This is a genomic window from Psychrobacter sp. M13, from assembly GCF_030718935.1.
Lineage (GTDB): Bacteria > Pseudomonadota > Gammaproteobacteria > Pseudomonadales > Moraxellaceae > Psychrobacter > Psychrobacter immobilis_G.
The window spans coordinates 1,466,221-1,478,554 of the sequence record NZ_CP132194.1 but is presented as its reverse complement, the minus strand read 5'-3'; the positions used below and the strand labels follow the sequence as shown (position 1 = coordinate 1,478,554).

General features: G+C 43.3%; 10 protein-coding genes. 2 read left to right on the top strand and 8 right to left on the bottom strand.

Going from position 1 to position 12,334, the window contains the following annotated elements:
- Positions 1-50: 50 nt before the first annotated feature.
- Positions 51-1,463, bottom strand: a complete 1,413-nt coding sequence (locus Q9G97_RS06260) for a solute carrier family 23 protein (protein WP_305900166.1) — start codon at positions 1,461-1,463, stop codon at positions 51-53.
- Positions 1,464-2,000: 537 nt separating this feature from the next.
- Between Q9G97_RS06260 and Q9G97_RS06255 the strand changes: the two genes are divergently transcribed.
- Positions 2,001-3,434, top strand: a complete 1,434-nt coding sequence (locus Q9G97_RS06255; protein WP_305900165.1) for an L-serine ammonia-lyase — start codon at positions 2,001-2,003, stop codon at positions 3,432-3,434.
- A gap of 176 nt (positions 3,435-3,610) precedes the next feature.
- On the opposite strand, the gene Q9G97_RS06250 is transcribed toward Q9G97_RS06255, so the two are convergent.
- The 3 genes from Q9G97_RS06250 to xthA form a co-directional block, all read right to left on the bottom strand.
- Positions 3,611-4,009 carry a DUF4377 domain-containing protein gene (locus Q9G97_RS06250; RefSeq protein WP_305900164.1) on the bottom strand — a complete coding sequence of 133 codons (399 nt, stop codon included), beginning with the start codon at positions 4,007-4,009 and terminating at the stop codon, positions 3,611-3,613.
- 218 nt (positions 4,010-4,227) lie between these two features.
- Complete coding sequence (gene argJ / locus Q9G97_RS06245) at positions 4,228-5,469, bottom strand: bifunctional glutamate N-acetyltransferase/amino-acid acetyltransferase ArgJ (protein ID WP_305900163.1); 1,242 nt, start codon at positions 5,467-5,469, stop codon at positions 4,228-4,230.
- A 99-nt stretch (positions 5,470-5,568) separates the two neighbouring features.
- Complete coding sequence (gene xthA, locus Q9G97_RS06240) at positions 5,569-6,390, bottom strand: exodeoxyribonuclease III (protein ID WP_305900162.1); 822 nt, start codon at positions 6,388-6,390, stop codon at positions 5,569-5,571.
- Positions 6,391-6,666: 276 nt separating this feature from the next.
- Here xthA and Q9G97_RS06235 point away from each other — a divergent pair, with 276 nt between their 5' ends.
- Positions 6,667-7,281 carry a thioesterase family protein gene (locus Q9G97_RS06235; RefSeq protein ID WP_305900161.1) on the top strand — a complete coding sequence of 205 codons (615 nt, stop codon included), beginning with the start codon at positions 6,667-6,669 and terminating at the stop codon, positions 7,279-7,281.
- 171 nt (positions 7,282-7,452) lie between these two features.
- Here the strand turns inward: Q9G97_RS06235 and Q9G97_RS06230 are convergent, their stop codons facing one another.
- The 4 genes from Q9G97_RS06230 to Q9G97_RS06215 all read right to left on the bottom strand — a co-directional run bounded on the left by Q9G97_RS06230 (position 7,453) and on the right by Q9G97_RS06215 (position 12,092).
- A complete protein-coding gene (locus tag Q9G97_RS06230; RefSeq protein ID WP_305900287.1) occupies positions 7,453-8,154 on the bottom strand; it encodes an SDR family oxidoreductase in 702 nt (233 codons plus the stop codon).
- Positions 8,155-8,546: 392 nt separating this feature from the next.
- Complete coding sequence (locus Q9G97_RS06225; protein WP_305900160.1) at positions 8,547-9,317, bottom strand: histidine phosphatase family protein; 771 nt, start codon at positions 9,315-9,317, stop codon at positions 8,547-8,549.
- A 62-nt stretch (positions 9,318-9,379) separates the two neighbouring features.
- A complete protein-coding gene (locus tag Q9G97_RS06220; protein WP_305900159.1) occupies positions 9,380-10,687 on the bottom strand; it encodes a phosphotransferase family protein in 1,308 nt (435 codons plus the stop codon).
- Positions 10,688-10,856: 169 nt separating this feature from the next.
- Positions 10,857-12,092 (bottom strand): acyl-CoA dehydrogenase family protein, encoded by a 1,236-nt coding sequence (locus Q9G97_RS06215; protein ID WP_305900286.1) that lies wholly within the window; start codon positions 12,090-12,092, stop codon positions 10,857-10,859.
- Positions 12,093-12,334 lie beyond the last annotated feature (242 nt).

The following is a 12,334-nucleotide window of genomic DNA, read 5'->3' as shown; positions in this document are numbered from 1 at the left end:
TTTAAGCTGTCTTTAGTTAGCGTAAATACTGGCTTACACTATGCAAAAAATCAATCTTTTTGAAGATTAAATAAAGCATTCAGCACGATGGCGGTTAGCGTCGCTGTACCGATACCGCCTAAGTCAAATCCCCCTAAGTGTAGGCTAAAATTACCCGTTCCCATAATCACAGTGACCGCTGCAATAATGAGATTACTGTTCTTGCTAAAGTCGATATGACTATCAAACCAAATTTTTGCCCCAGCGATAGCGATTAGACCAAAGACTACGATAGAGGCGCCGCCTAATAACGCTGGTGGAATAGTCTGGATAATAGCGCCAAACTTAGGCGATAAGCCTAAAGCAATAGCAACAATACCTGCGATGACAAAGATAGTTGTGCTATAGACTTTAGTAACTGCCATTACCCCGATATTCTCAGCGTAAGTGGTCACGCCCGTACCGCCAAAGCCCGCCGAAAACGTCGTCGCTAACCCATCAGCAAAAAACGCCCGACCCATATAAGGGGTCACACGAGCTTTGGTCATCCCCTCAACCGCCTTAAAGTGCCCCAAATTTTCTGCGATCAAAATAAAGGCCACAGGTGCAATCAAAATAATAGCGCTCATCTCAAAACGCGGGGTGTGAATGCTAGGGAGACCGAACCATGACGCTGCTGCGACACTACTAAAATCAATCGGTACGCCAAATCCTAACAAGTTAGTGACGATATAATAAACCACATAAGACAGTATCAAGCCGACCAGTAATAGCAAGCGTCTGAGCATACCACGAGTAAAAACCGCCACGCCACTGATGAGCAGCACCGTAAAGGCTGCCATCCAAGCATCGAACTGATTGGCAGACACGCCTTGAATGGTCACTGGCGCTAGATTGAGACCGATAATCATCACAATAGCACCTGTAACAATAGGCGGCATCAAGCGCTCAATCCAGCCCGTCCCCGTCTTAACCACCAGTAAGCCTACTAACGCATAAATAATACCGCAGACCATAATACCGCCTAAAGCGACATCAAGATTGCTATTAAAACCCACACCTGCATAGGCGGTCACTGCAATCACAGGACCAATAAAAGCAAAGCTCGACCCCAAGTAGCTGGGCATACGACCACCTGTGATTACAAAAAACATCACCGTACAGATGCCTGACATAAGGATCGCCAGATTAGGATCAAAGCCCATCAATAATGGCGCAAGCACTGTTGCGCCAAACATAGCAAAGGTATGCTGTACACCTAGCAAGAAACTCTTACCAGCGGGTAGATATTCATTAATCCCTACTGGATTACGATCCAAATCACCTTTAAAAGGTCGCCATGTCGGGAACCACCGACCGTTTTCAAAGTCTGGATTGTCTGAATAGCTCAGTGAAGCGGTATCAACACCAGCATTATGTAATGCATTAGGTGAGTTGTTATCTATGGGATTATCTGCTGAAGAATGCTCTGAGGGTGAGGTCATACGCGCTGGTTCCTTTTGGTCTATTTCGGACATAGGACTGATATAATACCTTTGAAATTATAGGCAACGAGTTATTTCTATTATGGAATGACAGCTCTTAGTTATGACTGTAGGCTGTATATACAATAGATAATCATAGGTTATTATCAAACTAATTGGTTATAATGCAGGCTTGCTACAGAGCTTACGATATTCATGCCTTTACAGAATGTTACATTGACAACGATGCTGTGCATCATAACGGAATTTAATACTAAAAAAAAGCGTTTATTGCTATACCTGTTGAACCACAAAGGTCTACTAGACTGGCAAGCTTACTTATTTCTAAACAAAATACTGACTCACTTTTTATAGTTCTAATCCGCTTACCATTTCAATAGTATTTTCAATCTAAAACTTAAGCTCAAAATTCGAAACTCAATTAAAAATGATAAGAAAATCGTTGTAAACATTAAGTGCTTTAGATATCAAAGGTAGATATCACATATAGCATCTTTTATTATTACGATTTTTTTAACTCATCATGGATGATTTATTATGATTAGTGTCTTTGATTTATTTAAGATCGGTGTTGGCCCATCAAGCTCACATACTGTGGGCCCTATGGTCGCCGCTAACTTATTTTTAGCCTCCCTACGCAAGCGTGCAGCGCTGAGCGATGTCACTGCTATCGAAGTTGAGTTATATGGCTCGCTAGCGGCTACGGGCAAAGGTCATGCTACTGACACGGCAATACTACTTGGGCTGCTAGGACACGCGCCAAGCACTATTGACACTCGTCTGACCAGTCAGTACCTCACGCCTATATTTTCTGATAAACAATTGTCTTTAGCAGGTGAGCATAGTGTCGCGTTCAATACTGAGCGTGATATTCAGTGGTACGGTGATACGGTACTACCCTATCATCCTAATGCTATGACTATCTGCGCGATATTAACTGATGGTACTCGCTATCAGCAAACTTATTATTCAGTGGGCGGTGGCTTCGTTATTAATGATGCTGATGCCAATAATCCTGATGAAGATAGTGCCGCTCCCTCCATTGGTTCTATTCCCCACCCTTTTAATACTGCAGCAGAGCTACTTGAGCAATGCCGCATACATCGATTGAGTGTCAGTGAACTGGTATTGGCTAATGAGTGTCACTATCGTGATAAAGACGAGGTTTTTGCTTATTTGGATTCTATTTGGGAGGCGATGCAAGATTGTGTCACTCGTGGCTGTCAAAACGGTGGTATTCTGCCAGGAGGTCTTGATGTCAAGCGCCGTGCCCAAGCACTATACCTGCAACTTTGTGATGAAAAAGATCAGCCAAGCACTATAAGTGATAAGCTTGCAGCTATGGACTGGGTCGATCTATATGCATTAGCGGTCAATGAAGAAAACGCCAATGGCGGCAATGTGGTCACCGCTCCGACTAATGGCGCAGCTGGTATTATCCCAGCAGTAATGCATTATTATCGCGACTTTCTAGCCAGCTATAGCACGGACGGCGCCCGTAAGTTTTTGCTAAATTCAACGGCTATCGGTAGTTTGATTAAACAGAACGCCTCAATCTCTGGTGCTGAGGTGGGCTGTCAAGGTGAGGTCGGCTCTGCCTGTGCGATGGCCGCGTCGGCTCTAGCTGAGATTATGGGTGGTGACCCTGCTCAGTGTCTCAACGCCGCTGAGATTGGCATTGAACATAATCTAGGATTAACTTGTGATCCTGTTGGCGGTTTAGTACAAGTGCCTTGTATTGAACGTAATGCTATGGGTGCAGTAAAAGCCATTAATGCTGCTCGTCTTGCTTGTCGTGGTGATGGTCAGCATTTTGTATCATTCGATAAAGTAGTCGAAACCATGAAGCAAACGGGCGCTGATATGCTGGATAATTATAAAGAAACCTCACGTGGCGGATTGGCGGTCTACGCTGATAATCGTATTCCTACCGCATCACAAGGGGTGAGTGTCAAATACAGTCAGTGTTAATCATGCCTGATAACAGTTTTCGTGGCTGATAATCCACAAATAGAATTTATAAATACAAAAAAGCCTCTAATATTTTAGAGGCTTTTGCTTATCACTATTTGCTTATTATTACAGGCGGCTTTAGATAGCTTAATAAAAACTATCTATCCATCTAACTAATTATCTATTTAACTAAATTACTCAGCAGTTTTTGAGATAACTTCATTCAAGATCCATACAGGCTTAACCATACCAGATGCTTCATCAGCTACTGCTTCTTGACGTAGGTCTAAGATATAACGGTAGTTTGGCTCATAAGAAAAACCTTGAATGTTGCCATTAAGCGTATTGTAGTTCTTATTAAAGGTTTGACGATACTGTAGGCACTCAGCTTCAACACGGTTACCGTCGTTAGCAGTGTACTCGCAAATAGCTTTACGTGGAGCTACTTCTACTTCGAAGCTTGAGATGTTAACGACTTTTACGTTGACTGGTTGGCCATCAACGACCATGGCGCGCTCATCATCAAGGCCCATAGTAGAACAACCTGCTAATGCGAAAGTTGATGCTAATGCTGCAATTGCTAATTTTTTCATTAAATTATCCTCAGTTAAAATACTTTATTGTTGTACTGGCGCTCATTATAAAACGCATAAAACCTTACACTCTATAACTGCTTTGTAATTATACGTCAAAGTTTGCAACAGTCATAAATTAGATTCTATCTGTTCAATACTACCGTTATTACTATATAAATACTAGTTTATGACCGCTGGATAAACCGTTAAAATACAATTATCTGATAAGCTGTTGATTAGCTACGATAATCTGCATTTATTTTGACATAATCATAAGATAAATCACAAGTATAAACCGTATCGTTAGCCTCTCCTCGCGCTAACTCTATGTGTATAGTAATCTCAGGAAGACTCATCACCTCCTTGCCAGCCACCTCAGTATAGCTTGGTGCAACCATGCCGTTTTGACAAATTAAGACCTCATTGAGCGACACATCGACTTGCTCAGTGTCCAGATCATCTATACCTGCATAACCAACTGCTGCTAATATACGACCCCAATTGGCATCGCTGGCAAAAAACGCCGTCTTAACCAATGGCGAGTGAGCGACAGCGTAAGCCACATCACAGCATTCCTGAGTCGTCTTGCCACCTGTCACTTTGACCGTCATAAACTTAGTAGCGCCTTCACCGTCACGAACGATCAGTTGCGCCAAACGCATAAACACGGCGCTTAAAGCATCAAATAATGGCTGATAATGCGGGTGATCGGTGCTGTCAATAAGCTCTGTACTTGCAGTGCCTGTTGCTATTAACACACAGCAGTCATTGGTAGAAGTATCACCATCAACAGTAATCCGATTAAAGGATTTCTCATTAATAGCGCTGAGCATCTTTGGTAACAGATCAGCGGTAATATTAGCATCAGTCGCCACAAACCCAAGCATAGTGGCCATATTAGGGCGTATCATCCCTGAGCCTTTGGAGATGCCAGTGATATGGTAGCTGCCACTCTGAGCAGTACTATTACCAGCAATATCGAGCTTTTGGCTAGCAACTTTAGGGACAGTGTCGGTAGTACGAATACCGTCTGCTGCCGCCAGCCAATTATCTGACTTGAGCTGTGTCAAGGCATGATCTAAGCCTGTGATTATCGCTTCACTATTTAGTGGCTCACCAATTACGCCCGTTGAGAACGGCAGAACTGAACGGACATCAATGCCCGCTTTGCTTGCCAGCTCAGTACAGATATCAGTGGCACGGCGCAAACCATCAGCGCCCGTACCCGCATTCGCATTGCCAGTGTTAATAACTAAGTAGCGCGGACTTGCTTGATCAAAATGCGTGCGTAGTACTCGCACTGGCGCAGCACAAAAGGTGTTCTTAGTGGTGACTACTGCTGTGGTAGCACTGTCTGCTATCTTAATGAGCACTAAGTCATTACGATCTTTATAGCGCACACCCGCTGCCGTAGCACTAAGCGTAATCCCATCGATAGGATAAATAGTATCTGGTACTGCAATGTTGCCGACTGCCATAATGAGTCCTTATTTATGGTTATAGATATTCAAAAACTCTGTTTTAAAAAGCCTATATTTTTACCATTTTATTATTCAATGGTTAAAACACTCAAGCAGTTACTTGCTTAAATCGAAAGTTGACCAAATCGGTGCATGATCAGAAGGCTTTTCCATAGCGCGTAGCTCGTAGCTGATACCTGCGTCAACACAGTAATCCGTTAGATCGGGCGTACATAAGATATGATCAATACGCATGCCGCGCTTAGGCTCATCGTTGAAGCCGCGACTGCGATAGTCAAACCAGCTATACAACTCCTGACTATCAGGATAATGCTGACGATAAGTATCAATAAGATCGCGTGACATCAGCGCCTCGTACCATTCGCGCTCCTCTGGCAAGAACGAGGTCTTACCATTTTTGAGCCAGCGCTTGGCATTGGCCTCCCCTATACCGATATCGATGTCCTCTGGCGCAATATTCATATCACCCATAACAATCAATGAGCGCCCCTCAGCTTTGAGAGTATCGATATAAGTCATTAAATCAGCATAATAAGCACGTTTCATAGGATATTTAGTGGGATGGTCTTGGCTTTCACCTTGTGGAAAATAACCATTAAGCACATCAATTTCACGACCACCTAATAAGTAACGCGCATGAATAAAGCGTTTTTGCGCCTCCGCGTCTTCACCAGGAAAGCCTTTTTGTACAAATATCGGTGCAATCTTTGATACCAGTGCTACCCCATAATGCGCTTTTTGACCAAAGTATTCCACGTGATATCCTAGTGATTCGACATCGCTGAGTGGAAACTGATCATCATGGACTTTGGTTTCTTGTAGACCCATGACATCGGGATCGATTATGTCACGTACGGCTTCCAGCTGATGCTGACGGGCGCGAATACCATTGATATTAAAACTAACAAAACAAGCCATTGTTTAACCTATTATTATTTGAGGGTTGGATCTATTACAAGATATATCTACAACCTTGTTGACGCTCTTTAGGACGTGTTGAGATGACGTATTGAGCTGATGTCTTGAACTGAGACGGGTTCTTTACTAACCTACAATAACAGACCTAAAATGGTCTAAGTATTGCTCAACTTTGACCGTTACGCTAAAGTAGCTATTCTACAAACGCTAAGTTTAATCAGCATCTTGAACCGTTATAAACGACTTACAAACACTAAAAATTTATCAGGCAATGATATGATCTCTAACCATACAAACAATGATACCAGTAACAATGCAAGTAGCGATACAGTCGCTAGCGTAACTACGCCTCTATTTGCAACAGAATATCACATCTATATCAATCATACTGATGCAGGCGGCATAGTCTACCATGCAAATCATTTAGTGTTTTTTGAGAATGCTCGCCGTGATTGGTTTACGAAAATTGGACTCAATGGTTATTTCCTGCAAGCGGATAATGGTCAAGTGCAGCACTTTGTCGTCTCTCAGGCCGAATTAAATTATCGTAAAGCAATCTTACTCGATGAGATCATTGAAACACGTATCGATAAAGTGGAGCTAAAACCTGCCAGCATTATCTTTTATCAAAGCATTCATCGCAAGGCTAAAAACGCAGAGTTAGCGGTTGCCATTAATCCAGCTGATACACTACTCAGCAGTGCTAGAATCGTGATCGCTTGCGTACAAAACCAAGTGCAGCCTGAAACCTCCAATTCTAGTCATGAATCAGAGAAAATAGTAGATTCTCCCGCCACTATGACAAATGTTGCTCCAATTAGACCGATTCGCGTACCATCAAAGCTGCACGCTATGATTACACAAGCGATTGCCAATCATGCTAATAAATAATGCTGATAGCCATTTTTATTTTATCAGCTATCAGCATTAGCTTGGAGCAACATTGCCAAAAGCACTATAAAATTATTGAATAAGCCCTTTAAGCTATGATTAGTTTAAAGGGCTTTATATTGTTTGATAAATTTTAACTGACAAATACGGGTTAATAAGAGTCTCATCAAATTAACTGATCTTATTGACTACACTCAAAGGTAAATGCTTCATTGCTTGACCGACTATCGACCACGGCAAGCTTGGTACGCAAGCTTCATCAACCTCAGCTTCGATCGCAGCAACAATCGCTTTGGTGCCCGTATCGACATCTACTTCGAATGGTAACGGCTTAGCATTCGTATTGATCTCAGTACGGATATAACCTGGATAGATAGTTGATACTTTAATCGGCAAGTTAGTAAGCAACATATCCGCACGGATACCCTCAGCTAAATGCGCTAAACCTGCTTTAGTAGCGCCATAAGTGGTCATGTGTTTAGGCAAGCCGCGCATGGCTGACATGCTCGATATTACTACCAGATGCCCACTATTTTGCGCGCGGAATATCTGCATACCTGCTTCACACTGTGCTAACGCTGACACAAAATTAATCTCAGCGGTGCGGCGATTGGTCTCAAACCGACCTTTACCGATACGGCGACTCTCACCAACGCCTGCGTTGACAATTATGCGATCAATTTGCCCAAAGTCCGCTTTGAAGGCATTAAATACTTTAAATATAGCATCGTAATCACTAACATCTAAGGCTTTATATTCCACCCGGATAGTAGGATAACTGTCTGTCAGCTCGATTGTGAGCTGCTCTAAGCGATCCGTACGCCGCGCACAAATTGCCAGATTATAGCCAAGTTTAGCGAATAGTCGTGCCATCTCCTCACCTAGACCTGAGCTGGCACCTGTGATCAAAACCGTTTTGTCTTGACCGACCTGTTTTTTGTTTCGCGCCTTTAGATAACGTGCAGGCTGAATAGCACTATAAGCTTGATCTTTGCTTTGCTTAGCGGTTTGGGTCACTAAATTAAATAATTTATGCTGCATAAACAGTCCTCTCGATGTCTATAGATATAAGATAATAAGCTTGACTTTTGATTCCAAAATTGTCGAGTTAAAGTCGCTATTATAAGGGTTATTACTCTCCTTATGCATAACAATTATGTAGGAGCTGTTAATTAACCTTTAATTCATTACTATCTCAAAGACTATTCTTATTAGATCATTAATTAGCATTTAGTTATTAGTGCTTCGTTACTTAAGCTTCGTTATTAGTGCTTCGTTATTAGACTTTTGCCTTTGCTAAACAGATGACTGTGCTCATTATAAGAGAGCAGCTGCAACTTTTGCTGTTGAACAATAATGCTAGTGACGCCCGTATTGACTGAACTTTGGGTCAATTGATAAGCGGTTGCACTGCTTTGCTTCAATAAATGCGCAGTGATAGCAGCGATGACACCACCTGAGGTAAATACTAGCACCGTACTGTCTGCGTCTAGGCTATCTGCATTTAGATTGTGCCTAGCGTCAACTTGGTTGCGTAGCTCCTCTAGCCCTTGCACGGCCCGCGCACTAAACTGCGGCCAGCTCTCAAGATACTCATCATCATGCTCGCCTGCATGCCAGCGCTGCATAGCTTGACCAAACAGCTCACCTAAGCGGGAAATAGGCTGATTGTTACGATTAAGCTCAGCTGCGATCTGAGCTTGCGTAGATAAGGTAGGATTGGATTTTACAAAGACATCTTCATGATTGAATTCGTTAAAAATAGGCAAAACACAGCTCTCAGGATTGCTCTTATCAAAAATAGGCTTTATACCTAAATCATGATTTGAGACTGACCGATAAGCTTGATAAAAGTGCTCAGCTGAATCACGTTGCCGTACTAAGCTGCCACTAAATATCGCATCGATACGGCGCTGGGTACTGCCATAATGCTCACCTAATCTCTTAGCCTGTACTACTCCAAGCTCTGAGAGTTGGTCGTAGTTTTCTTGTCCAAAGGAGGCTTGTCCATGACGAGCTAACAGAAGGGTTATCATAAAGAGTGGCCTATTATATTTATATAGTTACTACTGGCTCAATTTGAGAGAAGTAAGCGCCGTTATTCATCCGTGTTTTTTGAATCATCATCGATCTCTTGCTTAAAATAAGCTTTAGGTAATACGCTTTTTATCACCGCTTGTAATGGACTTGGTAGTTGCTTAATAGTAGCAGCATCTATGCCTCGATCTTGCAGGTGCGGCTGCACATAGCTCATAAACATAGCTTCGCCCTCATGCTTGGCGATGAGCTTCAAGCATTTTGCATGGAGGACGTGATTGATAATCCAAAAGTTCTTAAAGGCGGGGTTACTGGTTTGTTTATTATAATAGCGATAATAAATCTGCTGAATAATACCTGCTAGGCGAAACAGACCAAACACTTCATAAAAAGCCCAATTATCGAGCTTGAGTCCTGACTTAGAGAGGTAATACTCAACCACTTCATCGCGAGTCATCATGCCCTCTAGATGCGTGGGCTGACGACGCGCTTGTTGCATGATCGCATTGTCATCCGCTTCGATCCAATAGGCCAATGCGCTCCCTAAATCCATTAGCGGATCACCTAAGGTTGCCATTTCCCAATCGAGCACCCCGATCACTTGGGTGGGATCATTAGGGTCTAAAACCACATTATCAAAACGCCAATCATTATGAATGATACAAGTTTTACTGTCTTTAGGAATATGGTTGTTGAGCCACTGTCTAACGAGCGCAAAGCTCGGGGTATTTGGGGTCTTAGCTTTGACATAACGCTTGTCCCAGCCTGTCACCTGCCGCTCGCAATATCCTGCCCCGCGACCTAGCGCTACTAGATCGGGATGGTGTTGATAGTCTACTTGATGCAGCTCAATTAGGGCATCAATGACATTGGTACACAGTTTGCGGATTTGAGTCGAATCCAAATCAAGCGATTTGGGTAAATTAGCACGCGGAATAATTCCCTCTAAGCGCTCCATGACATAAAAGTCTGCGCCAATAACTGTCTCATCGGTGCACAGCGCAAGCGTTTTTGGTACGTAAGGATAGACACCTGCCAGCGCTTGCTGCACGGTGTACTCACGTACCATATCATGAGCCGATTTGGCTTTGGTGCCTTTGGGCGGGCGACGTAGAATTAAATCTTGGTTTTTATCAGGGCTATTGTTTTCATTGAGGCTATTGTCTTTATTGAGGATATTGTATTGCAGACGATAAGTCCAGTTTGATGCGCCTCCTGCGAATTGCGTGATAATGGGATCGCCTTTAACATCAAGACCCTGACCTCGCAGCCATACGCTAACAGCCTCTCCATCAAGCTCTTCGCCTTCACGAACGTCATCACCTTTATCTAAGACTTCTTCATCTCTATTGTTGTTATTGTCTGCCATCTGATAATCCTTATCGTAGGTTTGATTTTACGTTTTTCAATAGTTTATGTTTATCAATAGTCAATGCTTATTCAGTGACAAACTCTATAAAAACTATCCAGCCGCTAAGCTTGGATAGTCTATAGAGCATTAGGTGCCTCAGTATTACTAGCTTTGATACTGCTAACCGTTAGCGCTTGCGGCTAAACCCTTGACGCTTAAGCTCTAGCTTGGCAATCATGGTTTTGTGAACTTCATCAGGACCGTCTGCCAAACGCAACACGCGAGCCTGCGCATAGAAGCCTGGCAACATAGTATCTTGACAAACTCCCATACCGCCATGAATCTGAATCGCCATGTCGACGACTTCTTGTAGTACCGTTGGCGCGACAACCTTAATAGCCGATATCTCAGTTAATGCCGCTTTGGTGCCTTGACTATCCATCTTTTGCGCGGCATATAGAGTCATAAGACGCGCTTGATCAATCTTGATACGCGCCTCCGCTATCCGCTCAAGATTGCCGCCCAATTGTAGTATAGGCTTGCCAAAGGCATTGCGAGTCATACCACGATGAATGGCAAGCTCTAAGGCCTGCTCTGCTGCACCGATACAACGCATACAGTGATGAATACGACCAGGCCCCAAGCGACCTTGTGCGATCTCAAACCCCATACCAGGACCACCGATAAAGCTCGTTACTGGCACTCGCACATTATTAAAACTGACTTCACCATGTCCATGCGGGGCATCGTAATCACCGAATACTTTGAGCATCCGCTCAATCTTGACGCCAGGAGTATTAACAGGTACTAGCACCTGCGAGTGCTGATGATGACGATCTTGGGCTTCATCTGGGGTATGTGCCATAACGATGAGCAAATCGACTGCTGGATCACCGAGACCTGATGACCACCATTTACTACCATTGATAACGATCTCATCACCCTCAATGACAGCGGTTGCTTCCATATTAGTGGCATCGCTTGAGGCTACAGCAGGCTCAGTCATACAGAATACCGACCGCGTCTTACCATCTAGCAACGGCGTGAGCCATTTTTCTTGTTGCTCAGGACTGCCATAACGCCATAACAGCTCCATATTTCCACTATCAGGTGCATTGCAGTTGAAGATATGCGGCGCAAGCAGACTATGCCCTGTTAGCTCGGCAATAGGTGCATAGTCCGTAACCGATAATCCTGCGCCAAGCGTGTCATCTGGCAAGAATAAGTTCCAAAGTCCTGCTTGACGAGCCTCCTTACGCAAGCTCTCATAAGCGGCTGGCCACTGCCATTTTTTCCAGTCTCCATCAGGATTGAGCTTATGACAGTCTTGCCAGAACTGCGCTTCTATCGGCGCAATTTTATTGGCGATAAATTCTTTTACTTGGCTATGCATTGCTTGACCATGGGCGCTTGTGGTAAACATCAAATCACTAGTAGACATCATTAACATCCTTATATTATCGTTTTTTGCCTTAACTTTTTATTTTATAGACCACAATAGCAAAAAAGCATCATGTGATTTATAGTGTACAGGCGTTTACTATTTTTGCAGACTTATTTATAACATAGCACCTACTAATAAACAGCAAAAAAGGCGCGACTAGTTAGGTCACGCCTTTACAAAATAAGAACAGATGCTGCCTTCAAATGCCTTTAATAAAAATT

Bases quoted from the DNA above. Each gene is read 5' to 3' on its own strand.
- Q9G97_RS06220 (WP_305900159.1), bottom strand. From the start codon at position 10,687: ATGGCAGACAATAACAACAATAGAGATGAAGAAGTCTTAGATAAAGGT.
- Q9G97_RS06255 (WP_305900165.1), top strand. From the start codon at position 2,001: ATGATTAGTGTCTTTGATTTATTTAAGATCGGTGTTGGCCCATCAAGC.
- Q9G97_RS06235 (WP_305900161.1), top strand. From the start codon at position 6,667: ATGATCTCTAACCATACAAACAATGATACCAGTAACAATGCAAGTAGC.
- xthA (WP_305900162.1), bottom strand. From the start codon at position 6,390: ATGGCTTGTTTTGTTAGTTTTAATATCAATGGTATTCGCGCCCGTCAG.
- Q9G97_RS06250 (WP_305900164.1), bottom strand. From the start codon at position 4,009: ATGAAAAAATTAGCAATTGCAGCATTAGCATCAACTTTCGCATTAGCA.
- Q9G97_RS06260 (WP_305900166.1), bottom strand. From the start codon at position 1,463: ATGACCTCACCCTCAGAGCATTCTTCAGCAGATAATCCCATAGATAAC.
- argJ (WP_305900163.1), bottom strand. From the start codon at position 5,469: ATGGCAGTCGGCAACATTGCAGTACCAGATACTATTTATCCTATCGAT.
- Q9G97_RS06215 (WP_305900286.1), bottom strand. From the start codon at position 12,092: ATGTTTACCACAAGCGCCCATGGTCAAGCAATGCATAGCCAAGTAAAA.
- Q9G97_RS06225 (WP_305900160.1), bottom strand. From the start codon at position 9,317: ATGATAACCCTTCTGTTAGCTCGTCATGGACAAGCCTCCTTTGGACAA.
- Q9G97_RS06230 (WP_305900287.1), bottom strand. From the start codon at position 8,154: ATGGCACGACTATTCGCTAAACTTGGCTATAATCTGGCAATTTGTGCG.